The organism is Streptomyces sp. HNM0645, from assembly GCF_030056615.1.
Taxonomy (GTDB): domain Bacteria; phylum Actinomycetota; class Actinomycetes; order Streptomycetales; family Streptomycetaceae; genus Streptomyces; species Streptomyces marianii.
Genome location: NZ_JASHLT010000009.1, coordinates 54,377 through 80,186, shown reverse-complemented (window position 1 = coordinate 80,186; position 25,810 = coordinate 54,377). Strand labels below are relative to the sequence as shown.

Here is a 25,810-nt window from a genome sequence, read left to right as displayed (position 1 = left end):
GCTTCCCGAACCGCCGTAACCATCAGGAGCGGCCCCGGCAAGGCGACACGCGACCGTCGCGCCGTCCCGGATCCCATCGGGGCTTCTTGCTGCTCCGGATGACCGCCGGGCGGTTGGGCGGGCCGGCGCCCGTGCAACTAGTCACGGACATGGCCGTCGGCGCATCTCATATGACCGTTCCGCGGGAACCGGGTGACCCCTCAGGGCAGCACGGCCGGTGGAGGGGCGGCCGGTGGCGGATTCCCTCCCCCGTCACCGCCGGTGCCTCGCTCCTCGCCGCGCTGCCGCTCGCGCTGCTGGCGACGGCCGCCTGGCTCGGACGCCATGTGCGTCCCAGTGCCGACGAGTGGTGCTTCCTGCCCGTGGTGCGCGACCAGGGCTTCGGCGGAATGATCGGGAAGTTCTACGTCACCGACAACGGCCGCGTCGGCAACGGCCTCCTCGTCGGGCTGTACGCCCGGTTCCCCGTGGCGGGCCACCAGTGGTACGCGGCCCTGAGCGCGCTGTTCGTCCTGGCCGTGCTGTGGGCCCTCGTCGTCCTGGTGCTGCGCCGCGCCCGCCAGTCGGTGCCGCGCGGGCTCGCGCCGCTCGTCGCCGCGATGGCCACCGCGGTCTTCCTCCTCGCGACCCCCAACACCTACAAGACCCTCTACTGGCCGGCGGGGTCCGTCTCGCACACCGTGGCTCCCGCGCTGGCCTGCGCCGCCGTCCTCCCGGCGCTGACCGCCGGGACCCGGCGCGGCCGTGTCGCCGCACTGGCCGTCGCGGCTGCCGCCGGGGCCTTCACGGGCACCCTCTCCGAGGAGACCTCGGTCGTGGCGCTGGTGGTCCTCGGGGGACTGTTGCTGTTCGGCCGCCGGCTCGTCACCGACCGGGTGTGGCCCTTCCTGCGGACATGGGCGCTGACCGGCGCGGCCGGGATCGCGGTCGGCACCGCCGTGCTGATGACCTCGCCGGGCTCCCTCCGCAGGCGAGAGCGCTTCGGCGCCGAGACCACCTCGATCCTGGCGCCGGACTCCCTGCTCGCCTCGGCCCGCGGCTTCGCCCGGATCACGGAGACCGTCCTGACGACCTGGGTGTACGGGGGAGTCCTCGCCGCCGGAGTCCTGCTCGGCCTGCTCGTCCGTCCCGCCCGGACCGGCACCGGTCCGGCCGCGCTGCGCCCGTGCCGTCCCCTGCCGCTGGCCTGTGCGGGTGTGCTCGCCGTCCTGGTCTCCGGCTATCTCTGCACCGTCGTCACCTACCCGGTCTTCGGCCCGCGCATCGTGACCGCCGCCCGTACCTGGAACGACTACCTGCTCCTGTACGTCCTGGTGCTCACCGGCCTCGGCGCCCTCCTGGGCCGGGCGCTGCGCGGGCGCGGCGACCGGCCGTGGGCCGTGGTGACGGCCGCAGCGGCAGCGGCGGGCCTCTACGCCGCGTCCGTGGTGGGGCTGGCACTGCCGCTTCACCACCTGGGCCAGGACATGCGGGTGCGGGCCGGGCAGTGGGACCGTCAGGACACGGCGCTGCGCGCGGCGGCGGCACGCGGGGCGAAGGTGGCGCCGTACACACCGACTCCGGTCGCCGGGATGCTCGAACCTTTCCGCAACGGGGGCCGCATCCCCTGGCCCGCCCGGTGTGTCGCCGAGTACTACGGGCTGGAGCGGATCACTCGCTCGACGCGGGTTCCGTGACCGCCCGCCGCGCACCGGACGTGATCGCCCAGCGTGCGACCAGGAAGGACAGCGGGGTGACGAGAATCCCGGCGGCGACCGCCGCGAGATGCTCGTCCATGCGCAGCCGGCTCACGGCCAGATGGAGCAGTACGCCGCTGCCCACGAGACCGGCCGCCCCCGACAGCGGATAGCGCACGAAGCCGCGCCACGTCGGCCGGGTGCGGAGGGTGACGTACGAGTTGAGCAGGAACGAACCCGTGACGCCCACCCCGTACGCCAGGGCGTGCGCGGCCAGGTACGGCAGCCACATCAGGAGCAGGGCGTACACCCCGTAGTACACCCCGGTGTTGACCACCCCGATCACGGCGAAGGCGGCGAACTGCCGCAGGACGGCGGGGTTCACCGGCGGGGCCGGGACTGCGCCGCGGCCGCCGGGGGAACACCGTCCGCGGGCCGGGGCGAGGCCGCGTCGCTCTCGGCCACGACGTAGTGCGGCCGCCGTTTCGCCTCGTGGTAGATCCGGCCGACGTACTCGCCGATGACCCCGAGGGTCGCGAGCTGGACGCCGCTCAGGCCGACGATGGCGGTGATGAGCGTCGCGTACCCGGGTGTCTCGACGCCGTTGAGCACCGCGTTCGCGACGATCCACACCGCGTAGCCCAGGGCGGACAGGAAGAGCCAGAGACCGGTGTGGATCGCGAGGCGCAGCGGACGGGTGTTGAAGGACAGCACTCCGTCGATGCCGTAGTCGAGGAGGCGTCTGACGCCCCATTTGGAACTGCCCGCAGCCCGTTCGACGTTGCGGTAGGTGAAGCCGGCCGTCGGGAACCCGATCCAGGAGAAGAGCCCCTTGGAGAAGCGGTTGCTCTCCGGAAGCGACAGCACGGCCTCGACGGCGCGGCGCGACAGCAGCCGGAAGTCGCCCTCCCCGTCCGCGATCTCCACGTCCATGAAGTGCCGCACCATCCGGTAGTACGCCCGGCTCACCGCCGACCGAACGGCGCCCTCGCCCGTGCGGTCGCGACGGGCGACGACCTGGTCGTAGCCGTGCCGGTACAGCTCCAGCATCCGGGGCACCAGCTCGGGGGGATGCTGCAGATCGGCGTCCATGAGCACCACCGCGTCGCCCCGGGCCATCCGCATCCCGGCGAGCAGTGCGGCCTCCTTGCCGAAGTTGCGGCTGAAGGAGGAGTAGCGCACGTACGGCGAAGCCGCCGCGAGCGCCCTCAGCCGGTCGGCGGTCCCGTCGCCGCTCCCGTCGTCGACGTAGCAGATCTCGAAGCGCTCCCCGGTCGGCTCCAGCGCGCCGACCAGCGCCGCGTGGAAGGCGTCGATCACCTCGCTCTCGTCGAAGCAGGGGACGACGACCGTCAGCTGGGGATGTGGCATGCCTCCAGTGGAACGCGGAACGGGGCGTCCGACCGCGGTACCTACTCCGCACGAGTGTGTCGGGGCGCGACCGCCGGGGCGGTGACGTGCGGGAGCCGCGGATGCCCCGGCGTCCCGGCGTCCCGGCGTGCACGCGTACGGCGCCGGGGTCGGGTGCGGCGCCGGAGGGCACCCGGGCCGGCTCGCCGCCGCCCCGTGTCACGGAGCGGCGGGCGTGCCTCCGGCCACGGCCGGTCCGCCACTGACGACACGTACGGGTGACGACACGTACGGGCGCGGCCGGCCTCCGCACGTCATGCGTGCGAGGACCGGCCGTGGCCGGAGGTCCGGCTCACTTGACCGAACCGGCCATCACTCCCTGGACGAAGTGCCGCTGGAAGGCGAAGAACACCACCACGGGCACGACCAGCGACAGGAACGCGCCGGGTGCCAGCACATCGATGTTGCTGCCGAACTGCCTTACCTGCGACTGGAGTTCCACCGTGAGCGGCTGCGACGAACTGTCCGCGAAGAGCAGCGCCACGAGCATGTCGTTCCAGACCCACAGGAACTGGAAGATCGCCAGACTCGCGATCGCCGGACGCCCCACCGGCAGCACCAACCGGGTGAAGATCCGCCACTCGCTGCCGCCGTCCATCCGTGCCGCCTCCAGCATCTCCCGGGGGATGTCCGCGAAGTAGTTCCGCAGCAGGAAGACGGCGAACGGCAGCCCGTAGGCCACGTGGAACAGCACCACACCGGGAATCGTGCCGAACAGCCCCAGCTGGCCGAAGAGTTTGGCGACCGGCAGCAGACCCACCTGGACCGGAACCACCAGCAGCGCCACCACGAGCAGGAAGATCCAGTCCCGGCCCGGGAACTCCAGCCAGGCGAAGGCGTATCCGGCGAGCGCAGCGAGGACGATGACCAGGGTGGTCGCCGGCACCGAGATCAGCACGGTGTTCCAGAACGCCTGGGTGATGCCCGCGTTCCCCAGCAGCTCCGTGTAGTTGTCGAAGGAGAGCTGCCCCGGGCTGGTCAGCGTGGTCCACCAGCCGCTGCTCGCGTTGTCCTGGGGCGTACGCAGCGAGGACAGCAGCAGACCCGCGAGCGGGGTGATCCAGACCAGGCCGATCACCACCAGGAGGGCCTGGACCACGCCGTTGCCGAGCCAGTGGCCGAGCCGGCCGCCGGACTTCGCCCGTGCCGTCCCGCCGGTGGCGGCCGGCCCCTGCACTGCGGCGGGGTCGGTGGGGGTGGCGCTCATGACTGACTCCTGCGGAAACGACGGACGTTGAAGACCATGGCGGGGATCACCAGCAGCAGGAGCAGGACGCCGAGCGCGCTGCCGAGCCCCTGGTCGTTGCCGCCGCCGAAGGACACCAGCCACATCTGCGTCGCCAGTACCGTGGCGTCCTCCTGCACCGGCCCGGGCGCGATGATGTAGACGAGGTCGAAGACCTTCATCACATTGATCACCAGGGTCACGAAGACGACGGTCAGGATCGGTGCGAGCAGTGGGACGGTGATCCGGCGGAACACCTGCCACTCGTTGGCCCCGTCCATCCGGGCCGCCTCGAGTGCGTCGCGCGGCAGCGAGGACAGCCCGGCGCCGATGAGAACCATCGCGAACCCGGTCCAGATCCACAGGTAGGCGCCGATGATGGCCGGGGTGACCAGCGCGGGCCCGAGCCAGGAGACCCCCTCGTAGGGCGGCGCGAAGTTCGCCGCGGGCAGCCGCACCGTGTAGGAGCCGGGCTCCAGGTCCCGGAAGGCGAAGGAGCCGTCGGCCGCGGTGGTGGCGGAGGCGACGGTCCTGCCGTCCCGGACCGCCTCGACGGTCATCCCCGGCAGCCCGCTCTCGGTACGGTCGACCGTGCCCTGCTCACCGCCTCCGCCAGGGGTGAAGTCCAGATAGACGACGCCGGACAGCTCACCGGCGCCCGCCTTCTTCTGCGCCGCCCCGTGCGCGGGGCGCGCCTCCTCCGGGATCTCCGCGGGCTTCACCCCGACGAGCCCGAGCGTGAGCACGTCTCCCGGTGACGCCGCCCCGGTCGTGGCGTAGGACCCGTCGGGCCCCTTGGCGAGGCCCTGTCCGTCCCTGGCGCGCGCGGTCGGGTACGGCGACGAGCCTTCGAAGGCGTCGTGCACGCCGACCACGGCCGCGTTGAGCACGCCCTTGTCCGGGTCCTCCTCGTAGGCGAGCCGGAAGATGATGCCGGCGGCGAGGAAGGAGACCGCCATCGGCATGAAGAGCAGCAGCTTGAACGCCGTGGCCCAGCGGACCTTCTCCACCAGGACGGCCAGGATCAGCCCGAGTCCGGTGAGCAGGGTCGGCGCGACGACGACCCAGATGGCGCTGTTGCGGACGGCCTTGAGCGTGGCGGGATCGCGGAACATCTCGGTGTAGTTGCCTGCGCCGACGAACCGGGTGCCGGAGGCGTCGAAGAAGCTGCGCCCCACCGAGAACAGCACCGGGTAGACGACGAGCGCGCCGAGCAGCAGCAGCGCCGGGAGCACGAAGGCCAGGGCGACGACCCGCCGGCGCCGCCGGGCGCTGCGCCGGGGATCCGCGGCCTTCGTCGGCCGGGGCCGCCCCGCGGACGGGGCGGCCTGTGTGGTGACTGCGGTCATGGGACGTCAGCCCTTGTACGCCTTGGCCGCGGCGTCCTCGAGACGGGCCGCGGTGGCCTTCGGGTCGGACGGGTCGCGCAGGAAGTCCTGGAGCAGCTTCCACTCGCCCGCGCCCTTGGTGCCGCCGAAGGCCGCGGGCGCCTGGTCGGACATGTCGAAGCGGACGGAGTCACCGGCGTCGATCAGCGACTTGGCCGTCTCGCGGGTGGTGTCGTCGCCGTACGAGGCGAGGTCGAGCTTCTTGTTGGGGGAGAGGAAGCCGCCCGCCTCGGCCCAGACCGCCGCCGCCTCCGGGGTCGCCAGGTACTCCAGGAACGCCATCGCGGCCTTCTGGTTCTTGCCGTCCTTCAGCACGACTGCGGCGTCACCGCCGCTGACGACCGGCGCCTTGCCGCCGTCGACCGCGGGGAAGGGGAAGAAGGAGGCGTCCTCGCCGATCTTCCTGCCGAACTGGTCCTTGGCGACACCGGCGACGAAGTCGCCCTCGTAGACCATGCCCGCCTCGGGCTCGGGGCCGAAGACCTTCTCGACCGAGCCGGGGAAGTCGGTGGCGAGCGCGCCCTTCTGGCCGCCCGCGATGAGTTCCTTGTCGGAGAACAGCTTGCCGAGCGTGGTCAGCGCGTTCACCACGCTGGGGTCGGTCCACTGGAGCTTGTGCGCGGCGAGCTGGTCGTACTTCTCGGGACCGGCCTGGGAAAGGTAGATGTTCTCGAACCAGTCGGTGAGTGTCCAGCCGTCCTCACCGGCGACGGCGAAGGCGGGCAGACCCGAGTCGGCGACGGCCTGGCCGGCCTTCAGCATGTCCGCGTACGTGGACGGCGGCTTGACGCCCGCCTGGTCCAGTGCGTCCGGGCTGTACCAGACGGTCGACTTGTGGGCGGCCTTGAAGTAGAGGCCGTAGAGCGAGCCGTCCACGCTGCCGTAGTTCTTCCACACGGGCGCGAAGTTGCCGTCGACGGACTTCTCGGTGGTCTTCGACAGCGGGGTGAGCCAGCCGCTCTTCGCGAACTGCTGGAGCACACCGACCTGCGGGACCATCACCACGTCGGGGGCGTTGCCGCCCTCGATCTTGCTGCCGACGACGGTGGAGACGTTGTCGCCGGTGGAGACGAACTGCGTCTTGGCGCCGGTCTTCTCGGTGAAGGCATCCAGCACCTTCTGGAAGTTCTTCTGCTCAGCGCCGGACCAGACGCCGGCGACCGTGATCGTCTGGCCGTCGAGAGACCTGTCGTCACCGTCGGCCGGCGTGACGGGGTCGCCGCCGCAGGCGGTCGCGCCGAGGGCGAGGGCCAGGGCGGTGCATCCGGCGAGCATCGTGCGTCGTGGGTTCATGGCAGAACTTCCTTACCGGTCGGGAAACGGGCGGAGCGTCGCAGAGCGTGGTTCACGGGGTGGTGCGGTTCGGGGACGGGCGTGGTTCACGGGGTGGTGCGGTCGTTGATCCACCAGGCGGCGGTGGAGCCCGGCAGGGCACCGGTCGGGCAGGGGCCGCTGGACAGCAGCGGCGCACCGGAGACGGGGGCGGGCACGGGAGCGGTGCCGAAGTTGACGGCGCACACCAGCCCGTCGCCGCGGACGAAGGCGAGCACGTCGGGCGGTGAGTCGAGCCAGCGCAGGCTGCCCTCGCCGAGCTGCGGCAGCCCGCGGCGCAGCTGGAGACCGTCGCGGTACAGGTGCCAGAACGAGCGGGTGTCGGCGAGCGCGCGGTCGGTGGCGTGCTCGGCGAACCAGCCCGGCTGCGGCAGCCAGGGCTTGGCCCCTTCGGCGCCGGAGGTGAAGCCGAACGGCGAGGCATGGCCCGACCAAGGCAGCGGCACCCGGCATCCGTCGCGGATCCGCGCCCGGCTGCCGGTGCGCCGGAAGATGGGGTCGGTGAGCACCTCGTCGGGCAGGTCCACGACCTCCGGCAGACCCAGTTCCTCGCCCTGGTAGATGTAGGCGGCGCCGGGCAGTGCCAGCATCAGCAGTGCGGCCGCCCGGGCACGGGCCGAGCCGAGTCCGCTGCCCTCGGTGCCGGACTCTCCGTACCGGGTCACGGTGCGGACCTGGTCGTGGTTGTTCAGCACCCAGGTGACGGTGGAGCCGGTGCCGGCGATGTCCTGCATCGCCTCGGAGACGACCTTCCGGAACGCCGCGGCGTCCCACGGCGCGCTCAGCAGGTCGAAGAAGAAGGCCTGGTGGAGCTCGTCCGGCCGTACGTAGCGGGCGTGTTCGCGCGCGGTCGGTACGGAGACCTCGCCCACCAGCAGGCGCTCCCGGCCGTCGCGGACGGTGTACTCCTCGCACACCGAACGCCAGTGGCGCCACACGTCGTGCACCTCGGGCTGGTTCCAGGCGAGGGGGTTGACGGAGTCGCGGGTGCGTGCGTCGGCCTCGGGATCGGGGGAGTCGGGCAGCTCCGGGTGCTTGAAGAGCCCTGCGGCGACGTCGATCCGGAAGCCGTCGACGCCCCGGTCCAGCCAGAAGCGCAGGACCTGCTCGAAGTGGGCACCGGTCTCGGGGTTGCGCCAGTTCAGATCGGGCTGCTCGGGCGTGAACATGTGCAGGTACCACTGGCCGGGGCTGCCGTCCGCCTCGGTCACCCGGCTCCAGGCGGGCCCGCCGAACATCGCGTGCCAGTTGTTCGGCGGCACGTCACCGCCGGGTCCGCGGCCCTCGGCGAAGTGGAACCGGGCGCGGGCCGCACTGCCGGGGCCGGTGGCGAGGGCCTCGCGGAACCACGCGTGCTCGCTGGAGCAGTGGTTGGGGACGATGTCGAGCAGCACCTTCATGTCGAGCCGCTGCGCGGCGGCGATCAGCAGCTCGAACTCGGCCAGGTCGCCGTAGACGGGGTCCACGTCGCAGTAGTCGGCGACGTCGTAGCCGTGGTCGTGCTGCGGCGAGGGGTAGAAGGGGCTCAGCCATATGCCGTCGACGCCGAGCTTCTTCAGGTACGGGAGTCCGGTGCGGACCCCGGCCAGGTCGCCGATCCCGTCGCCCGTGCTGTCCAGGAAGCTGCGGACGTACACCTGGTAGATCACCGCGTCGCGCCACCAGCGGTGCGGGGGGCGGTGCGAGAGGCCGTGGCCGGCCGTGGCTGTGAGCGTCACCCGTTGACCTGTTTCTTCGTGAAGGGGTGCCCGCGACCAGAAGGTCAGCGGTTATGCATGCATGTTAAGTAGGGGTGTCGAGAAGGTGTCAACGGTTGTGCAGGAATACTAAGGGAGTTGGGGCTTATGTCCGTAAATGTTCCTACGGCTTGAGTCCGGGGTGATGTGATCCCGTTACCTAACAGGTAGGTAAGCCGGATGGGTGCGGATGAAGAGCCGGGCGCTCAGCCCCGGCGGGCGACCGCAGAGAGCTCGCGGGAGAGCCGGCGCACGGCCTCGTCGGGGTCCTGGTGCTGTGCCATCGCGTCGTGCACGACGGCCTGCACGGCCAGGCTCACCTGCCCGTACCGCGCGCTCTTGGGCCGCGGTGCGGCGGACAGGACACTGGCCCGCAGGGCGGGCAGATACGGGAACCGCCGGATCAGTCCGGGGTCCCGGTAGAGCTCCGCGCGCACGGGCGGCAGCGCGCCCTCCGTCAGCACCTTCCGCTGTACGGGGGTGCTGGTCAGGTAGGCGATGAGGTCGTTCGCCGACTCCGGATGCCGGGCCCGGGCGCTGACTGCGAGGTTCGACCCGCCCAGCACGCTGGTGCCCGGGCCGTCGGGTCCGGGCAGCGGTACGGCGCCGAACTTCCCCGCCACCCGCGAGTCCTTGCCGGAGGCCCCGGCGTACGCGTAGGGCCAGTTGCGCAGGAACAGCAGCCTGCCGTCCTGGAAGGCATGCCGGGACTCCTCCTCCTTGTAGGTCAGCGCCTCCCCGGGGATCCAGCCGTCGCGCACCCCGCGGGTGAGGAAGCCGAGGCCGGTGCGGGCCGCGGGGGAGTCCACGGTGACCCGGCCGTCGTCGCCGAGGATCGTGCCCCCGGCCGAGTACACCGCCTCCGTCGCGTTGACCGTGAGGCCCTCGTACGGCAGGAACTGTCCCGCGTAGCCGCCGAGGCCGTACCGGGGGGCCAGCGTCCGGGCCTGGTGCTCCAGCTCCGCCCAGGTGCGCGGTGGAGTCAGGCCCTCACGGTCGAGGACGTCCTTGCGGTAATAGAGCATCCCGGCATTCGTGACATACGGGACGGCGTACAGCTTTCCCTCGTACGTCGCCGTGTCGAGCACCGGCGGCAGGAGGCTGTCGAGCGGGAAGCGGCCCGCCTCCAGCGGGGCTATCCAGCCCGCAGCGGCGAACTCCGAGGTCCACGCCACGTCCATGTTGAGGATGTCGTAACGGCCGTCGCCGGAGCGCAGTCCCGTGGCCAGCTGCGCCCGGGTCTCGTCCGCGGAGTCCGGCAGCTCGACCAGCGTGACCTTCTCGTCCGGGTGGCTGCGGTTCCAGCCCTCCAGCAGCGGTCCCAGATACCCGGTGAGGTCGCCGGCGGTGGCCAGCGTCATGGGGCCGCGCCCCTCGCCCCGTGCCGCGCCGGCGGAGTCCGCGCCCGTCCCGGTGCCCGCCGAGACGTATCCCGTGAGCACCACCGCCGCGACGAGGAGCCCCCTACCGGCGGCACGTATCCACCGCATAGGTTCCTCCTGTGCACCGGCGTGGGCTTCTTCGACCGCGTCCAGGGCATGTATACCCGTTAGGCATGGGCGATACTAGGGCCCGTATCGGATGACGAGAGCGATCCGGGCCACACCGGACACGGTAGCGGACCGCCCTCGGCCGGCTGGCGGACAACAGGGAGGAGGGGAGCGCGCGTGCGTCTGCCCCTCCTGGCGCTGCTGTCCCGGGGGCCCGCCCACGGCTACGAGCTCAAGCAGGACCTTGAGCAACTGCTGGGCTCCGCGTACCCTCAGCCGAACGTCGGCCAGATCTACGTGACGCTCGGGCGCCTGGAGAAGTCGGGGCTGATCCAGGGCGAGGAAGTCGCCCAGTCGAGCCGGCCCAACAAGAAGATCTACCGTCTCACCGAAGCCGGGACGGAGGCGCTGCGCGCCTGGTTCGAGGAGACGGCGGACGAGCCGCGGGTACGGGACGAGTTCTTCATGAAGCTCGCCCTCGCCCCGAAGACCGGACTCGCCGACCAGATCGCCCTCATCAACAAGCAGCGACGCGAGTACCTCAACACCATGCGCAACCTGTCGAAGCTGTCCGCGACCGAGGACCGGGACAACCGCATCGCCCATCTCCTGATCGAGGGAGCCATGCTGCACCTGCAGGCCGATCTCGACTGGCTGGAGCGCTGCCAGGAGGAGCTGGAGGGGCTGGAATGAGCCGCACCCCCGACCCGGACGACACCGGCCGGGCCCCGCTCCTGCGCGCCGAGGGGCTCGTCAAGACCCACCATGGAGAGGGCGCCCCGGCCCACGCCGTGCGAGGGGTGGACCTGTCCGTGCGCCACGGGGAGTTCGTCGCCGTCAGCGGCCCCTCCGGGGCCGGCAAGTCGACCCTGCTGCACCTGCTCGGCGGACTGCAGCGGCCCGACGGCGGAAGCATCTGGCTCGACGGCGAGTGCACCGACTCCTACAGCGAGGCCCGGTGGGCGACCGAGCGGAGGCGCCGGATCGGCATCGTGTTCCAGTTCTTCAACCTCGTGTCCAACCTCACAGTCGCCGACAACGTCGAGCTGCCCGCCCTGCTGGCCGGCGCCGGATCCCGGCAGGCGCGCGCCGAGCGCGAGAAGCTGCTCGCCGAGCTCGGTCTGGAGGGCAAGGCCCGCAGCATGCCGGGCGAGCTGTCCGGTGGTGAGCAGCAGCGTGTCGCACTGGCCCGCGCGCTGGTCAACCATCCCCGGCTGCTGCTGGCCGACGAGCCCGCCGGAAGCCTCGACAGCAAGGGCACCCGCGAGGTCATGCGCCTGCTGTCCCGCTTCCACCAGCGCGGCCAGACCATCCTGCTCGTCACCCATGACGCACGGCTCGCCAGCGCCGCCGACCGGGTCATCAGCTTCTTCGACGGCCGTATAGCCGACGACGCCGAGCTGGGCGGCACCCCCGCCCGGGGCGCCGGGCTGTCCGGCGTCCTCGAACTGAAGGACTGACCGTGCGGGCCACACTGCGCTGGGCACACGCCGATCTGCGCACCCACCGGGGCGAGGCACTGTTCATCGTCTCCGCCACCGCGGGCATCGTCGCGGCCCTGCTGCTCGCGGCGGCGCTCTTCGGCTACGCCACCAACCCCTGGCAGCGCGTCTTCGCCCAGTCCCACGGCGCCCACGTCTGGATCCACACCGGGCCCTCCGCCGACCCGGGCCGGCTCGCCGCCCTCGACGGGGTCGAGGCCGTGTCCGGCCCGTTCCGCACCGCGGCGGCGACCGTGGCCTCACGTGGTGCCCGGGCCTCCGTCGAGCTCCGGGGCGCCGGAGCCGAGCCGCCCGCCACCGGGCGTCCGCTCCTCACCTCCGGCCGCTGGCTCACCCCGGCGACCCCCGAAGGCGTCGTCCTGGAGAGCAGCCTCGCCCGAGCCCTCGTCGCGGGCCCGGGCGACACCCTCACCCTCTCCGGCACCGGCCGCACCCTGACCGTCATCGGCGTCGCGGACAGCGCCGAACCGCGCTACCGGCCCGGCGAGCGACCCGGCACCGTCTGGGCCCTGCACGCCCAGGTACGAGACACGGGCGAGAGCCCCGGCCGCGTCGTCGGTCTGCTGCTCACCGATCCCGCCGACACCGACTACGCCGTCCAGCGTGCCGTCACCGTGCTCGGAGCCGGGGCGGTCACCGACGTCTCCCACTGGCAGCAGGCCAGATCCGAGGCCCAGGGGGACACCCGGCTGCTCGGCCAGGTCCTCGGGCTCTTCGGGCTCGGTGCGCTGCTGGCCGCCGCGCTCGCCGTCTTCGGCGCGATCAGCACCCGGGTGCGCGGCCACCTCAGGGACATCTCCGTCCTCAAGGCCATCGGCTTCACCCCGGGGCAGGTGGTGCGGGTGTTCCTGGTGCAGCACCTGGCCTTCGCCGTGCTCGGCGCCCTGGTCGCCACGCTGCTCATCGAGACCCTGGGCAGCGCCCTGCCCGGACGGCTCGGCGAGGCGGTCGGCGTCTGGCAGGGGCTGCCCGGGCACACGGCCGCCCTGCTCGCCGTGCCCGTCGCCGCGGTGCTGTTCATCGGCGCCACCACCTGCCTCGCCGCCTGGCGGGCCGGCCGGGTGCCTCCGGTGCCGGTGCTCCCGGCCGGGAAGGCCCCGGGCGGCCGGCTGTCCGGACCGGCCAGAAGGGCACTCGGGCTCGGGCTGCCCCCGGCCCTCGTCCTCGGCTGGCACCGGGCCTTCGCCCGCGGTCCGCAGAGCCCCGCCACCATCGTCCGGCTGGCCCTGCCGCTGCTGCTGATCACCGTGGCGCTCAGTGCCTGGACCACGATCGCGCGCTTCGACAGCAGACCGGCGGAACTGGGACTGCCCTCTGCGCTGACCGCCCGCGCGGACGGCGGTCTCGCGGAAGGGGAGGCCGCGGCGCTCCTCGACGGCCACCCGCAGGTCGTGGCGGCCCACCCCGGTGTCGAGGTCGCGGCGCTCGTCCCCGGCCAGACCGGCACCATCGCACTGCGCGGCCTCGGCACCCGCGAGCGGCCGTACCCGTACACCGTGGCGGAGGGCCGGGCCGCCGACGGACCCGACGAGGCGGTGGCGGGGCAGGGCCTGCTCGACCTCCTGGGCGTGGAGGTCGGCGACTGGGTGCGTATGACCGTCGGGGGCCATCCGCAGATCCTCCACATCGTCGGCCGGAGTATCGAACCGGAGAACGGCGGACGGACCGTCTCCACCTCGCTCGACACCCTCCGCGAGAACGACCCGGCCCTGCGTGCGACGCTGTTCCAGATCCAGCTGCGGCCGGGAGCCGACCCCGCCCGTGTCCGCGCCGAGCTGACCGACGCGTCGGCGGGGAGTCTCGACATCCACGAGGTCACCAGCCCGGCCGACCGGCTCTCCACCATGCGAGGTGTCGTCGCCGGGCTCATCGGCGTGCTCGCTCTGATCGGGCTCACGGAACTGTCGACGGCGATCGGCGGGAGTGTACGGGACGGGGAGCGCGATCTCCTCGCCCTCAAGGCGATCGGGCTGTCACCCCGGCAGATCACGGCGGTCACCGTCACCGCGGTCGGCTGCACCGCGCTGGCCGCAGCCGTGGTGGGAGCGGGTCTCGGCGTGCCTCTGGCCCGCTGGCTGATCGACGCCGAGGGCCGCTCCAGCGGCATCGGCGCCGGTATCGCGCAGGCCCCGTCGCCGCTCCATCTGGCGCTGCTCGCTGCCGCCGCCGTCCTCGGCGCGATCGCACTCGCGGCGCTGCCGGCGGCCCGGGCCGCGCGCCGCCGGCTGGTGGACACCCTTAGCGCGGTGGCCTGATCCGGACCGCCTGCCCGGGCTCGCCGCCTCGGGGGTGCGAGCCGGCGGGGCGGCCGGTCCGCTGCTCGGTCCTCCCGGTGCGGTGCCGCCCGGCGCAGGCGCGGAACGGACCCGGGACCGGTGCCTACCGCGCCTCCCATGCGGGTCGCGGCCCCGGCTCCTCCGGAGGCGGTTGACGGGTCACCAGCAGGGGGGCGACGTCCTCGCGGACCGTACGTTCGCCGATGATCACCTTGGCCACGTCCCCGCGGCTCGGGATCTCGTACATGACGGGCCGTAGGACATGCTCCATGATTCCCCGCAGGCCCCGGGCCCCGGTGCCGAGCAGCATCGACCTCTCCACGACGGCCTCGAGCGCGGCCTCGCTGAACTCGAGCTCCACGCCGTCCATTTCGAACAGCCGCTGGTACTGCTTGACCAGGGCGTTCCTCGGCTCGGTGAGGGTCCGCAGCAGCGCGGTCCCGTCCAGGCCCGACACCCGCGCGACCACGGGGAGCCTGCCGATGAACTCGGGAATCAGTCCGAACCTGATCAGATCGGCGGGCATCACCCTGGCGAACGGGTCCCCGTCGTCGCCCCCGTCCCCGAAACCCACCTCGGCGGCGAAGCCGAGGCCCCGCCTTCCGGTCCGGTCGTCGACGATCGTCTCCAGCCCGGCGAACGCTCCGGCCACGATGAACAGCACGTTCGCCGTGTCGATCTGGACGTACTCCTGGTGCGGATGCTTCCGGCCGCCCTGCGGCGGCACCGACGCGGTGGTGCCCTCAAGGATCTTCAGCAGGGCCTGCTGCACCCCCTCGCCCGAGACATCGCGGGTGATCGACAGGTTCTCGCCCTTGCGCGCGATCTTGTCGATCTCGTCGATGTAGACGATGCCGGTCTCGGCGCGCTGCACGTCGTAGTCGGCCGCCTGGAGTAGCTTGAGCAGGATGTTCTCCACGTCCTCGCCGACGTAGCCGGCCTCCGTGAGGGCGGTGGCGTCGGCGATGGCGAACGGGACGTTCAGCAGCCGTGCGAGGGTCTGCGCGAGGTACGTCTTGCCGCAGCCGGTCGGGCCGAGCAGCAGGATGTTGGACTTGGCCACCTCGACCGGCTCGTCCTCCTCCTGCCTGCCGCGGACCCGCTTGTAGTGGTTGTAGACGGCAACGGCAAGCGACCGCTTGGCCGACTCCTGGCCGATCACGTACTCGTCGAGGAACCGGTGGATCTCGGCCGGCTTGGGAAGCTCCGTCAGCGGTGTGGCGGTGAAGTCGGAGAGCTCCTCCTCGATCAGCTCGTTGCACAACTCGACGCACTCGTCGCAGATGTGCACCCCGGCCGGCCCGGCGATGAGCCGCCTCACCTGCTTCTGGCTCTTCCCGCAGAAGGAACACTTCAGCGGGTGGCCGTCCTCACCGATGCGTGCCATGAACGTGCCCAGCCCCCTCCGGATGGTCTCGTCATTCAGATGTTACTCTCATTCGAGCAGGCAGGGGCGACGGCGCACGCGCGACGAGGAGAACGATGGCTCGGCTCACCAGGACTCAGACGCAGCAGCGCACTCGTGCCTGCGTGCTGGCGGCGGCCCGGGACGAGTTTGCCGAGCACGGTTTCCGCGCCGCCAGGATCGACGCCATCGCCGAGCGGGCCGGCCTCACCAGGGGCGCCGTCTACTCCAACTTCCCCGGTAAGCGCGCCCTCTACTTCGCCGTCCTCGCCGAACTGGCCGAGCGCGCGCCCTCGACGGCCGGGCCGGCACCCGGGCAGGGCCGCGCCGCGGCCGAGGCCCTCGGCGCGCTCGCCCGGGCCTGGGTCACGCGACCGGCGTCCGCCGGGTCGGAGCGCGGCGGCCGGGACCGCGTGGGGGCCGGGCGCGCCGGCGCAGCGGGGCCGGGGGCGGCCGGGTTGGGAGCCGACCTCATACCGGAGGTCACCGCCGACGAAGGGCTGCGCCGGCCCTACCGCCAGCTCCTCGAAGTGGACGCACTGCTCGTCGCGCTGGCGCTGGAGGCGCTGCAACCGCTCACGCCGGTCCCGGGTGTTCCGCCGCGCCGCTCGGTGCGGCTCGCCAAGACCGTCCTCACCACCCTGCACGGCGCGAGCCGCACGGCCGCGGCGGCGCCGGGATTCATCGAGCCGTTCGACGTCGTCAGCGCCTGCGAGCAGCTGGCCGGACTGGAGCTGGGCGACTGGTGGGCCCCGCCCACCGGGGCAAGGCCCGCGCTCCGGGCCGACGAGCCATGGGAGCCGCCCGCGGCGGCCGAACTCGTACGGGGCGGGCCCGCCCCCCTCGCCTCGGACGGCGTGGTGGCCTTCCTCGGCATGCACCGGCTGTCTGCCGTCGAGGAGGCCGTACGGGCCGCCCCGCCCGGCACGGGGGTCACCCTCGTCGCCCTCACCGGGCAACCGGACGAGCTCGTTCCTCTGTCGCGTCTGGTCGTCGGGGAGCTGAGCCGGTGTCTGCGGGAGGCGTTTCCGCCGTCGGCGTGGCCGGGCCTGCGGGTCGTGTGCGACGGTGCGGGGGAAGTCGCCGCCGCGGCCGGGATCACCGGCGTCGACGACACCACCGAGGCGGCAGTCCGCGTCGCGGGCGGCCGCATCCTGTACCGGGCGACGGGCCCCGGCGCCTGCCACGCCGTCGCCTCCGCCGCGCCGTACGCCCGGCACGCCTCCGCCGCGGGCTGACGGGCCGGCTCGCGCCGGGCCCGGGCACGAGCCCGGGCCCGAAGCGCACCCGAAGGCCGGCTTCTTGTACGGAGGTGAAGGGCTCCGGGGAGCCTCAGAGCAGCTCGGAGTCGAACAACCGCAGCAGGGCTTCCCCGCCCGCCTCAGTGTCCGGCGCGTCCCCCGGGAGCGGCTGCTCGGCCCAGATGATCTTGCCTTCGGATGTGTACCGCGTGCCCCAGCGCTCCGACAGCTGGGCCACCAGGAACAGCCCGCGGCCGCCCTCGTCCGTGGTCGCGGCATAGCGAAGGTGCGGCGAGGTGCTGCTGCCGTCGGCGACCTCGCAGGTCAGGCCCTGGTCGTACAGCAGCCGTACCCGAATGGGCTGGGTGCCGTAGCGGATCGCGTTGGTGAGCAGCTCGCTGAGGATCAGCTCGGTGCCGAACGCCATCTCCTCCAGCCCCCACTCCGCCAGTTTCGCGACGGCCGCAGCGCGCATCCCGGCGACCGCGCTCGGGTCCGACGGCACGTCCCACTCGGCGACCCGGTCCGGGCCGAGGGCGCGGGTACGGGCGATGAGCAGGGCCACGTCGTCCTTCGGGCGGGCGGGCAGCAGCGTCTCCAGCACGCCCTGGCACGTCTGCTCCGGTGTGCCGTCCGTGCGTGCGAGGGCGCGGCGCAGCAGCTCGATGCCGACGTCGATGTCGCGGCTGCGGTCCTCGATGAGCCCGTCCGTGTAGAAGACGAGTCTGGTCCCTTCGGGGATCTCGAGCACCGCGCTCTCGAACGGCATACCGCCGAGCCCGAGTGGGGGCCCCGCCGGGAGCTCCGGGAACTCGACGCTGCCGTCCGGGCGGACCAGCGCCGGCAGCGGATGCCCGGCCCGGGCCATCGTGCAGTGCCGCGACACCGGGTCGTAGATGGCGTAGAGGCAGGTGGCGCCGGTCATCGCCGGGCCGTCGGGACTGCCGCCGGGGCCCATCTCGTCCTGGTCGATGCGGCCGACCAGGTCGTCCAGATGGCCGAGGAGCTCGTCGGGCGGCAGATCGAGTGTGGAGAAGTTGTGCACCGCGGTCCGCAGCCGCCCCATCGTCGCCGCGGCGTGCAGCCCGTGGCCCACCACGTCGCCGACGACCAGGGCGACCCGGCTGCCCGGCAGCGGGATCACGTCGAACCAGTCGCCGCCCACCCCGGACTGGGCCGGCAGATAGCGGTGCGCCACCTCCACGGCGCTGTGCTCCGGCAGCGCCCTCGGCAGGAGGCTGCGCTGGAGCGTCACGGCGAGCGCGTGCTCACGCGTGTACCGGCGGGCGTTGTCCACCGACACCGCGGCCCGGGCGACCAGTTCCTCGGCGAGGGACAGATCGTCCTCCTCGAAGGGGCCCGGCTTCTCCGAGCGCCAGAAGTTGGCGACCCCCAGCACCACTCCGCGGGCCTGCAACGGCACGGTGATGAGCGAGTGGATGCCGTACTCCACGATCGCCTTCGTCCGCTCGGGGTCCTGCGCGCGCCAGCCCAGCGCCCTGGACAGGTCCGGCACCACCTCGGCCCGTCCGGTGCCCATCCCTCGGGCCTGCGGCGTCGAGGGCAGGAACGCGATCAGCCTGCCGCGTTCGTAGAGCGGGTGGCCGTCGCGGATCCCGCTGACGGCGGTGCGGCGCATCTCGCCCGCGGAGCCGTTCGGCTCCTCCCCGTTGAGTACGGGGTCCGCGAGGTCCACCGTGACGTAGTCGGCGAAGGAGGGGACGGCGACCTCGGCCAGTTCCTCGGCGGTCCGGGTCACGTCCAGCGTCGTCCCGATCCCCACGCCGGCGTCGTACAGCAGCTGGAGGCGCTTGCGCGCCACCTCGGCCCGGCCCGTCAGCGCCTGCAGCTCGGTGGAGTCGCGGATGGTCGCGACGGTGCCCAGCGGGCCGCCGGGGCCGTCGGTGGACCGCTGGTTGACCACGAGCAGCCGGTCTCCGGCGGTCAGCACCTCGTCCGTGGCCGCCGTGCCCGAGGCGAGCAGTTCCGCCGTCGAGGGTTCGAGACCGGCCAGATCGCGCACGGGCCGCCCCTCGGAGTCGGGGCCCAGGCCCAGCAGCCGGCGGGCCTCGTCGTTGGCGAGCAGAAGCGTTCCGTCTCCGCCGACGATGACGACGCCTTCCCTTACCGCGTGGAGGACGGCGTCGTGATGCTCGTACATACGGGTCATCTCGGCCGGGCCGAGCCCGTGCGTCTGGCGTTTCAGGCGTCTGGTCGCCAGGGCCGTGCCGGCGGTGGCCAGGGCGAGGCCCGCAGCCCCCGTGCCGAGGATGACCGGCAGCTGCCGGTTCACCGCGCCCGTGACGTTGTGGACGGTCAGGCCGGCCGACACCAGCGCCTCGACCTTGCCGTCCGGGCCGGTGACCGGGACGACCGCCTGGACCTCCTTGCCCAGGGGGCCGTCCACGCTCTCGAGCAGCACCTCGCCCTGGAGGGACGGTTCGATGGTGCCGACGAAACGGTGCCCGATCCGTTCCGGCAGGGGATGGGTGTAGCGGATCCCGTTGGTGTCCATGACGACGATGAAGTCGACGCCTGCGCGCTTCCGCGCCTCCTCGGTGATCGGCTGCAGGACCCGGGACGGGTCGGGGGTGTCCAACGTGGCGAGCAGACCGGGGGAGTGGGCAAACGATTCGGCGACCGCGACCGACCGGTTGCGGGCCTCACGGTCGGTGTCGTGCCGGGTCTGGAGGACCAGGGCGAGGATCGTGCCGAGAACGAGCAGGACCACGACCGCCACCTGGAGGATGAATACCTGCCCGGCGACGCTCCTGGGGCGTTTGCCGATCAGTGGCCGAACCGACACGCCCCGCAATCGGTCGAAGCGCCTGATCACGCTGTCCTTTCTAGCACCGCTTGCCCCCATCGGGCCATACGCGTCCGGCAACGTTCGACCTCGGAGGTTCGGAAGTGAGAAGACCCGTCACGGACAGGTATAGAGGAACTCCGCCGACGCGTCGTGCCGCGAGGGGGAGCTGAGACGCAGTTCGGCACGGGCGCGGTAGGCGCCCTCGCCGTGGAAGGTCCACAGCAGACGCAGCCGCGCCCTGTCCTGTCCGCGGGCCATCCGCTCCGTCAGCACCTCGGACGCGGTGCCGTCGCTGCGCACCCAGCGGTAGGTCAGGGCGCCCGGCCTGCCGTCGGTGCGCACCACGGCCGTGACGACGGCGGTTCCGTCACAGCCCGGGCCGCCGGGGTCGGTGTCCACCGCGACGCCGCGGACCGTGGGGCCGGGGCCGAACCGCTGCCAGCCGAGGAACAGGAGGACGGCGAGCAGGATCACGGCCGCCAGGGCGTAGCGGCGCAGCCCGGACGCCCACGACCGGCCGGCGCCGCGAGCCGGCGGGGGCGCGGCACCCGGCAGCGTGCCCGTGTGCCACACGACGGTCGTACGGTCCCCGTCGTATCTCTCCCGCGCCGCCGCCGTGACCCCCGGGCCGAAGCGCAGCACCGTGCCCTCGACCGCGTCCGGCGGCGTGTCGGGCAGCTCGGACCAGTGACTGGCCAGCGCCGTGGCGCTGTAGTCCTCGGGCGACGGCGGGCCGTGCCCCTCGCCGTCCGGCGACGGGGGAGGGGTGCGGAAGGGGACGCGCGGGTCGTTCATTCGACCGTGCACCTCCTCGTCACGATCTCCTGCCGCGAACCGCCGTTCGCGGCGCCCGGCGAGCTGTCCGCCGTGAGCCGCCAGTAGCAGGCCCTGGCGTTCTGGAACGCGTGCTCGACGGTGAGCGTGTACCTCGTGGCGCCACTGCGCTCGAAGGTGTCGGCGGCGCCGTCCGGGGTGCCCGGGCCGCCCTTGGTCGCGGCGGTCGCCCAGTCCAGGACGATGCGCACCGGGCCGGTGCCGTCCGTGACGACCTCGACGGTCGCGGTGGCCGTCGCCGTATCCGTCTGCCTCAGTGAACCGATCGACACGGTCGCCACCGACGGCGGCTCCGGGGTCACCGGTGGTTCGGAGGTGACCGGCGGGGGCTCCGGTGCGGTCACCGGCGGGGACGTCGAAGTCCCGGGGGCGGTGGACGGGGCGGCAGGGCCAAAGGAGCCGGCGGTCGCCGTCGGCCCCGGTGCCGAGGACGACGGCGAGGGCGAGGAGCCGGGTGACGCGGAGACGGCGGGCGGCGACGGCGCGGCGGTGGTCGTGTCCGGCGCCGGGGGCACGGCGCTCGTGGTGGCGACCGCCCGCGCCGCCGGACTCACCGGACCATCGCCGGCGGCCTGCGCCGCGATCACCAGTAGCAGCCCCAGGACGAGCGCGAGCGACGCGGCGAACAGTCCCTGCCGGTCCGGCCACAGGCCCCCGAGCCGGTGGCCGCGCCCCAGCGAGGTCGACGCCCGCGCCGCCACGGAGACGGGCGGCGCACCGGCCGAGGGAAGCAGCAGCGGCAGCAGCGCTGCCAGCGCGGCGAGCTCCCCCCTGCCGCGCTCCTCCCAGTCGGGTCCGACGGCCTCGCACGCGATCGCCTCCAGCTCCGCGACGAACGCCTCCGCGGACTCCGGCCGCTCCTGCGGGGACTTCGCCATCCCGCGCCGGATCAGCGGCCGCAGTGCCTCGGGCACCCCGTCGACGGGTACCGGCGCACTCGTGTGCCGGAGCGCGAGCTCCGCGAAGTTCTCGCCGGTGTACGGCTTGCGTCCCGTGACGCACTCGAAGAACGTCGCCGTGGCCGCGTACACATCGGCGGCCGGCGAGGCCGGCCCGCCGGTCCACTGCTCCGGGGCCATGTACGAGGGCGTGCCCGCGACCCCGGGTGTCGTGCCCCGCCCCGCCGCGATACCGAAGTCGACGAGCTTGGACGAACCGTCCCGTGCCACCAGCACGTTCTCCGGCTTGTAGTCGCGGTGCACGACTCCCGCCCGGTGTGCCGCCGCGAGCCCCAGCAGCGAGCCCTTGAGCACCACGAGGGCGGGCGCGGCGCCGGTCGCGCCCTCCCTGGCCAGCAGGGCGCGCAGCGCTATCCCGTCCACCAGCTCCATCACGATGGCCGCACCGTCGGGGCACTCGACGTACTCGTACAGCCGGACCACGTGCGGGGTGTCGAGCCCGCTCAGCAGCCGTGCCTCCGAGCGGAAGGCACGGACGAAGGCGGTGTCCCGGCGCAGCCGCTCAGCGAGGTACTTGACCGCCACCGGCGTGCCGGTGCCGTCGTGGACCGCGAGCACGACCCGTCCGCTGCCGCCCGAACCGAGTTCTCTGGTCTCGGTGTATCCCGGGACCGTCCATGCGTTCATTCCACCCCCTCGGCGGACGCGGCCGGAGCGCACCGCCGGCGCCGCGCGCGCCTTCGTCCCCACAACAGACACACGTACGGTACCGGCCGGTTCCCGGCGGTCCGCCGGTCAAGGGCGTTCCGCGGCCGGTGTCCGGCCGGTGCGGGCGATCAGACCGTGCAGCCGCTCGGCGGCGGCCCGGCCGAAGGACGGATCGTTGATGTGGGTGGGGAAGTCCACCGTCCCCACCGCGCTGCCCGCCAGCCCCTCCCGCAGCGCCGCGAACAGGGCCGCGTCGGCGACCGGGTCGTGGTAGGGGCCGTCCGGTGCCCCGAGCGTCGACAGCCCGCGCAGGGGCACGCACACCTCCGCCGGCCCCCGGGCGCCGCGCAGTTTCTCCGCGATGCCCCGGCCGAGCTCGGAGCACTCCCGCGCGGTCGTGCGGACCACGGTCACGGACGGGTTGTGCACCCGCACGTCCCGGTCGCGCAGCCGCTCCGGGACGGTGTGGGGAGGCCCGAACTTCACCATGTCGAGGGCGCCGAGGCTCACGACCTGGGGCGTGCCCCGGCGGCCCGCGGCGCGCAGTCGGTCGGGGCCTGCGGTCAGGCTGCCTCCGACCAGTTCGTCCGCCAGCTCACTGAGCGTCAGGTCCAGCACTCCGGCGAACAGCCCCTGCTCCGCCAGGGCTTCGAGGGTGCGGCCGCCGGTGCCGCTGGCATGGAACACGAGCACCTCGTATCCGAGCTCGGTCAGCCGCTCGCGGGCCGCGTCGACCCCGGGCGTCGTGACGCCCGCCATGCTCGCCGCCACCAGCGGCCTGTCGCCCGCCCCCAGTCGCTCCGGCCACACCGCCCGGGCGTTCTCGGCGAACCCCTTCGCCATCCCGGAGACGGCATCGACGGCGTTGGCCAGGACGGGGGCCGAGACGCAGTTGACGCCGGCGATGTCGACGATGCTGTACATCATCGTGATGTCCGTGGATCCGACGTATGCGGATACTTCGCCCGACGCCATCGACGACACCATCAGCTTCGGTACGCCGAGGGGCAGACCGCGCATGGCGCGAGTCGCGATGGAGGTTCCGCCGCTGCCGCCGAGGGCCAGTACTCCGTGCAGCCGCCCGGCCTCGTACAGCCGCAGGAGGGTGACGGCCGCACCTCGGGCCATCGTGGTCACGGCGGCGCCGCGGTCCCCCTCGGCCCGCAGCCGTTCCAGGTCCGCGCCCGCCGCCCGGGCCACCTCGGAGCGCGGCACGTCCGCGCGCAGCCGCGGCTCGCCGGCGACGCCGGCGTCGACGACGACCACCCCGACGCCGTGCCGCAGCAGCCGCTCCCGAAGCCACGCGTACTCGAGACCTTTGGTGTCCAGGGTGCCCAGAAGGACGACGATCGCCATCCCGGTACTGTCCGCGAGAATCGACAAAGCGACAAGGGTGCCCGCGGGCGGCTCCGGTGGTATCAGCCGGACCGGGCGGCGTCCTCACCGCGGCGCCCGGACGCCCGGCGCCCGGCGCCCGGACGCCCGGCGCCCGGACGCCCGGATGCGGCGGATACGTCCGAGCAGGCCGCGCCCCGGCCGGCCTCGGGTGCGTCGGGCGTTAGGGACCGCGGCCCGGCCCCGTTCCGGCGGCCGGGCGCCCCCACGCGCACCCGCCGAGCGGTGGGCTTACGCTGGACTGGCCGTTCACCGTGGAGGTGTGCCATGTCGCGTAACCACCACTTCCACCTCGAACGGGGCCGCCACTCGATCACCGTCAACGTCGGCCCAGGCAGGACCGGGGGCATCGAGCTCGTGGTCGACGGCAAAGTGATCGAGTACCGGAGGGAGCACGGTACGGGCACGACGGTGCTCAGCGGTCTGCTCCCCGACGACCCGGCCCGGGAGTTCGTCGTCCGGGTCCACCAGCCGCACCTGGTGCGGATGAAGCCCGGCTGCACCCTGGAGCTGGACGGTGTGGAACTGCCGATGCCGGAGCGGTACACCGCGCTCTGAGCGCCGCCGATCGGTCCCGCCGGTGGTCGCTTTCGAGTGACCCCGGCGGCTCCGTGCCGCAGGCGGCGGCCCGCCGTACCGGAGCATCGCAGTCGGCCGGACTCGCCGGCCCTGGACCGTGTCCGCGAAGCCCCGCCCCGCCGGCGGATCGTGCCACCGACGCCGACACGGCCCAGCCGCCGGATCCGGTGGAAGGCCGTCATGCACATCCTGCTCATCGCCAGCGCCTACAACAGCCTCACCCAGCGCGTCCACGCGGAGCTGAGGGACCGGGGCCACAGCGTCGCCGTCGAGCGCACCCCGGACGGGGACGCCGTGCGCGAGGCCGTCCGCCGGCACGAGCCCCGCCTCGTGCTCGCCCCCATGCTGAGGACCGTCATCCCGGCCGACGTCTGGACCCGCCACACCTGTCTCGTCGTCCACCCCGGCCCGGTCGGCGACCGGGGGCCGTCGTCCCTGGACTACGCGGTCCAGGAGGACGCCGGGGTCTGGGGCGTCACCGTCCTGCAGGCCGACGGGGAGATGGACGCCGGAGACGTGTGGGCCACCGCGAACGTCGCCCTCCCGCCCCTCGCCAAGAGCGATCTCTACCGGGGTGAGATCTCCGACGCCGCCCTCACCGCCGTACTGCTCGCCGTCGACCGCTTCTCCTCCGGCACGTACGAGCCCCGGCCGCAGAGCGCCGGCTACGGCCAGGTGAGCGTCCGGCCGTACGTCCGCCAGGAGCTCCGTCGCATCTCCTGGGAGGACGACTCCACCGAGACCGTGCTGCGCAAGCTGCGCGCCGCGGACTCACAGCCGGGCGTGCTCGACGAACTGCTGGACGGCGAGTGGTTCCTCCACGGCGGCCACCCCGAGGACCAGCTGCGCGGCCGCCCCGGTGAGCTGCTCGCCACCCGGGCCGGCGCCCTGTGCCGGGCGACTTCGGACGGCGCCGTGTGGATCCCCGAACTGCGGCCCCGCCGCGACGCCGCGGGACGGTCCGGTGTCAAGCTGCCCGCCACCCTGGCGCTGGGGGACCGGCTGCCGCTCCTGCCGGATCTCCCCGCGCCCCTCGGCCTCGGCGAACACCGCCGTACCTGGAGCGACATCCGCTACCGGGAGGAGGGGCCCGTCGGGGTGCTGTCGTTCTCCTTCCCCGGCGGCGCGATGAGCACGGAGCACTGCCGGCGGCTGCTCGACGCCTACCGGGTGGCCTGCTCCCGGCCCACCTCGGTGCTGGTCCTCGGGGCGGCGCGGGACTTCTTCTCCAACGGCATCCACCTCAACGTCATCGAGGCTGCCGCAGACCCCGCGGCGGAGTCCTGGGCCAACATCAACGCGATGGACGATCTCGTGGAGGCCGTGCTCACCACCACGGACCGTCTCGTGGTGGCCGCCGTCGGCGGCAACGCGGCCGCGGGCGGGGTCATGCTCGCACTGGCCGCCGACGAGGTCTGGTGCCGTGCGGGGTCGATCCTCAACCCCCACTACCGGCTGATGGGGCTGTACGGCTCGGAGTACTGGACCTACTCCCTGCCCCGGCGCGTGGGCGGCCCCATGGCCGAACGCCTCACCTCCCAGGCCCTGCCGGTGACCGCGACCGCCGCGCTCCGCCACGGTCTGGTCGAGCGGGTCGTCGAGTGCGGCCCCGAGGAGTTCGCGGGCGAGGTCACCCGGATGGCGGCACGCCTCGCCCCGAATCCCTCGACCCAGTCCCGGATCGCCGCCAAGAAGGCGCAGCGGGAGCGCGACGAGGCCGTCCGGCCGCTGGCCGCGTACCGCGCGGACGAGCTCGCCCGGATGCTGCGGACCTTCTCCGACCCGACCGCCCCCTACCACCGGCTGCGGCGGGCCTTCGTCCGAAAGGAGCCACCGCGGGACACCCGGCCGGAGGAGGCCGCGGTGGCAGCCGGGACGGCCGCCTGTTAGCAAGGGACGAAGGCC

19 protein-coding genes are annotated in these 25,810 nt (G+C 73.1%); 7 read left to right on the top strand and 12 right to left on the bottom strand.

The window, feature by feature from the left end; genetic code table 11:
- The first annotated feature begins 149 nt into the window (after nucleotides 1-149).
- Nucleotides 150-1,676: a DUF6056 family protein gene (locus QMZ92_RS07925; protein ID WP_283296511.1), complete on the top strand. Its 1,527-nt coding sequence runs from the start codon at nucleotides 150-152 to the stop codon at nucleotides 1,674-1,676.
- On the opposite strand, the gene QMZ92_RS07920 is transcribed toward QMZ92_RS07925, so the two are convergent.
- The 7 genes from QMZ92_RS07920 to QMZ92_RS07890 all read right to left on the bottom strand — a co-directional run bounded on the left by QMZ92_RS07920 (nucleotide 1,651) and on the right by QMZ92_RS07890 (nucleotide 10,257).
- Nucleotides 1,651-2,061 carry a GtrA family protein gene (locus tag QMZ92_RS07920; protein WP_283296510.1) on the bottom strand — a complete coding sequence of 137 codons (411 nt, stop codon included), beginning with the start codon at nucleotides 2,059-2,061 and terminating at the stop codon, nucleotides 1,651-1,653. The two genes, QMZ92_RS07925 and QMZ92_RS07920, sit on opposite strands and share 26 nt — an antisense overlap.
- Nucleotides 2,058-3,047, bottom strand: coding sequence for a glycosyltransferase family 2 protein (locus tag QMZ92_RS07915; protein ID WP_283296509.1), 990 nt, complete (start codon nucleotides 3,045-3,047; stop codon nucleotides 2,058-2,060). The genes QMZ92_RS07920 and QMZ92_RS07915 overlap by 4 nt, the downstream gene beginning before the upstream one ends.
- 331 nt (nucleotides 3,048-3,378) lie before the next feature.
- Nucleotides 3,379-4,293, bottom strand: coding sequence for a carbohydrate ABC transporter permease (locus tag QMZ92_RS07910; RefSeq protein ID WP_283296508.1), 915 nt, complete (start codon nucleotides 4,291-4,293; stop codon nucleotides 3,379-3,381).
- Entirely contained in the window at nucleotides 4,290-5,660 is a 1,371-nt protein-coding gene (locus QMZ92_RS07905; RefSeq protein WP_283296507.1) for an ABC transporter permease subunit, read from the bottom strand. Before QMZ92_RS07905 ends, QMZ92_RS07910 begins: the two co-directional genes overlap by 4 nt.
- Before the next feature lie 6 nt (nucleotides 5,661-5,666).
- Entirely contained in the window at nucleotides 5,667-6,992 is a 1,326-nt protein-coding gene (locus QMZ92_RS07900; protein ID WP_283296506.1) for an ABC transporter substrate-binding protein, read from the bottom strand.
- An 86-nt stretch (nucleotides 6,993-7,078) separates the two neighbouring features.
- Nucleotides 7,079-8,749 (bottom strand): glycoside hydrolase family 13 protein, encoded by a 1,671-nt coding sequence (locus QMZ92_RS07895; protein ID WP_283296505.1) that lies wholly within the window; start codon nucleotides 8,747-8,749, stop codon nucleotides 7,079-7,081.
- Nucleotides 8,750-8,973: 224 nt separating this feature from the next.
- Nucleotides 8,974-10,257, bottom strand: a complete 1,284-nt coding sequence (locus QMZ92_RS07890; RefSeq protein WP_283296504.1) for an ABC transporter substrate-binding protein — start codon at nucleotides 10,255-10,257, stop codon at nucleotides 8,974-8,976.
- A 177-nt stretch (nucleotides 10,258-10,434) separates the two neighbouring features.
- On the opposite strand from QMZ92_RS07890, the gene QMZ92_RS07885 reads away from it, so the two are divergent.
- The 3 genes from QMZ92_RS07885 to QMZ92_RS07875 are packed head-to-tail and all read left to right on the top strand — an operon-like array spanning nucleotide 10,435 to nucleotide 14,014.
- Nucleotides 10,435-10,950, top strand: a complete 516-nt coding sequence (locus tag QMZ92_RS07885; protein ID WP_283296503.1) for a PadR family transcriptional regulator — start codon at nucleotides 10,435-10,437, stop codon at nucleotides 10,948-10,950.
- Nucleotides 10,947-11,717 (top strand): ABC transporter ATP-binding protein, encoded by a 771-nt coding sequence (locus tag QMZ92_RS07880; protein WP_283296502.1) that lies wholly within the window; start codon nucleotides 10,947-10,949, stop codon nucleotides 11,715-11,717. The genes QMZ92_RS07885 and QMZ92_RS07880 overlap by 4 nt, the downstream gene beginning before the upstream one ends.
- 2 nt (nucleotides 11,718-11,719) lie before the next feature.
- Nucleotides 11,720-14,014 carry an ABC transporter permease gene (locus QMZ92_RS07875; RefSeq protein ID WP_283296501.1) on the top strand — a complete coding sequence of 765 codons (2,295 nt, stop codon included), beginning with the start codon at nucleotides 11,720-11,722 and terminating at the stop codon, nucleotides 14,012-14,014.
- 124 nt (nucleotides 14,015-14,138) lie between these two features.
- Here QMZ92_RS07875 and clpX read toward each other — a convergent pair whose 3' ends face one another.
- Nucleotides 14,139-15,422 (bottom strand): ATP-dependent Clp protease ATP-binding subunit ClpX, encoded by a 1,284-nt coding sequence (gene clpX / locus QMZ92_RS07870; RefSeq protein WP_283296500.1) that lies wholly within the window; start codon nucleotides 15,420-15,422, stop codon nucleotides 14,139-14,141.
- Nucleotides 15,423-15,517: 95 nt separating this feature from the next.
- Here clpX and QMZ92_RS07865 point away from each other — a divergent pair, with 95 nt between their 5' ends.
- Nucleotides 15,518-16,678: a TetR/AcrR family transcriptional regulator gene (locus tag QMZ92_RS07865; protein WP_283296499.1), complete on the top strand. Its 1,161-nt coding sequence runs from the start codon at nucleotides 15,518-15,520 to the stop codon at nucleotides 16,676-16,678.
- A 94-nt stretch (nucleotides 16,679-16,772) separates the two neighbouring features.
- Here QMZ92_RS07865 and QMZ92_RS07860 read toward each other — a convergent pair whose 3' ends face one another.
- The 4 genes from QMZ92_RS07860 to QMZ92_RS07845 all read right to left on the bottom strand — a co-directional run bounded on the left by QMZ92_RS07860 (nucleotide 16,773) and on the right by QMZ92_RS07845 (nucleotide 23,287).
- Nucleotides 16,773-19,487: a SpoIIE family protein phosphatase gene (locus QMZ92_RS07860; RefSeq protein ID WP_283296577.1), complete on the bottom strand. Its 2,715-nt coding sequence runs from the start codon at nucleotides 19,485-19,487 to the stop codon at nucleotides 16,773-16,775.
- A gap of 117 nt (nucleotides 19,488-19,604) precedes the next feature.
- The gene (locus QMZ92_RS07855) at nucleotides 19,605-20,285 is read right to left on the bottom strand and encodes a hypothetical protein (protein ID WP_283296498.1); all 681 of its coding nucleotides are present in this window, start codon (nucleotides 20,283-20,285) and stop codon (nucleotides 19,605-19,607) included.
- Entirely contained in the window at nucleotides 20,282-21,910 is a 1,629-nt protein-coding gene (locus QMZ92_RS07850; RefSeq protein WP_283296497.1) for a serine/threonine-protein kinase, read from the bottom strand. The genes QMZ92_RS07855 and QMZ92_RS07850 overlap by 4 nt, the downstream gene beginning before the upstream one ends.
- A 108-nt stretch (nucleotides 21,911-22,018) precedes the next feature.
- Nucleotides 22,019-23,287 carry a Tm-1-like ATP-binding domain-containing protein gene (locus QMZ92_RS07845; RefSeq protein WP_283296496.1) on the bottom strand — a complete coding sequence of 423 codons (1,269 nt, stop codon included), beginning with the start codon at nucleotides 23,285-23,287 and terminating at the stop codon, nucleotides 22,019-22,021.
- 306 nt (nucleotides 23,288-23,593) lie between these two features.
- On the opposite strand from QMZ92_RS07845, the gene QMZ92_RS07840 reads away from it, so the two are divergent.
- Together QMZ92_RS07840 and QMZ92_RS07835 are read left to right on the top strand one after the other, a co-directional pair.
- A complete protein-coding gene (locus tag QMZ92_RS07840) occupies nucleotides 23,594-23,884 on the top strand; it encodes a hypothetical protein (protein WP_283296495.1) in 291 nt (96 codons plus the stop codon).
- Between the two features lie 201 nt (nucleotides 23,885-24,085).
- On the top strand, nucleotides 24,086-25,795 hold the full coding sequence (locus QMZ92_RS07835) for an enoyl-CoA hydratase-related protein (RefSeq protein WP_283296494.1): 1,710 nt from the start codon (nucleotides 24,086-24,088) through the stop codon (nucleotides 25,793-25,795).
- Nucleotides 25,796-25,810 lie beyond the last annotated feature (15 nt).

Bases quoted from the DNA above. Each gene is read 5' to 3' on its own strand.
- QMZ92_RS07925 (WP_283296511.1), top strand. From the start codon at position 150: ATGGCCGTCGGCGCATCTCATATGACCGTTCCGCGGGAACCGGGTGAC.
- QMZ92_RS07915 (WP_283296509.1), bottom strand. From the start codon at position 3,047: ATGCCACATCCCCAGCTGACGGTCGTCGTCCCCTGCTTCGACGAGAGC.
- QMZ92_RS07910 (WP_283296508.1), bottom strand. From the start codon at position 4,293: ATGAGCGCCACCCCCACCGACCCCGCCGCAGTGCAGGGGCCGGCCGCC.
- QMZ92_RS07905 (WP_283296507.1), bottom strand. From the start codon at position 5,660: ATGACCGCAGTCACCACACAGGCCGCCCCGTCCGCGGGGCGGCCCCGG.
- QMZ92_RS07900 (WP_283296506.1), bottom strand. From the start codon at position 6,992: ATGAACCCACGACGCACGATGCTCGCCGGATGCACCGCCCTGGCCCTC.
- QMZ92_RS07890 (WP_283296504.1), bottom strand. From the start codon at position 10,257: ATGCGGTGGATACGTGCCGCCGGTAGGGGGCTCCTCGTCGCGGCGGTG.
- QMZ92_RS07880 (WP_283296502.1), top strand. From the start codon at position 10,947: ATGAGCCGCACCCCCGACCCGGACGACACCGGCCGGGCCCCGCTCCTG.
- clpX (WP_283296500.1), bottom strand. From the start codon at position 15,422: ATGGCACGCATCGGTGAGGACGGCCACCCGCTGAAGTGTTCCTTCTGC.
- QMZ92_RS07865 (WP_283296499.1), top strand. From the start codon at position 15,518: ATGGCTCGGCTCACCAGGACTCAGACGCAGCAGCGCACTCGTGCCTGC.
- QMZ92_RS07855 (WP_283296498.1), bottom strand. From the start codon at position 20,285: ATGAACGACCCGCGCGTCCCCTTCCGCACCCCTCCCCCGTCGCCGGAC.
- QMZ92_RS07850 (WP_283296497.1), bottom strand. From the start codon at position 21,910: ATGAACGCATGGACGGTCCCGGGATACACCGAGACCAGAGAACTCGGT.
- QMZ92_RS07845 (WP_283296496.1), bottom strand. From the start codon at position 23,287: ATGGCGATCGTCGTCCTTCTGGGCACCCTGGACACCAAAGGTCTCGAG.
- QMZ92_RS07840 (WP_283296495.1), top strand. From the start codon at position 23,594: ATGTCGCGTAACCACCACTTCCACCTCGAACGGGGCCGCCACTCGATC.
- QMZ92_RS07835 (WP_283296494.1), top strand. From the start codon at position 24,086: ATGCACATCCTGCTCATCGCCAGCGCCTACAACAGCCTCACCCAGCGC.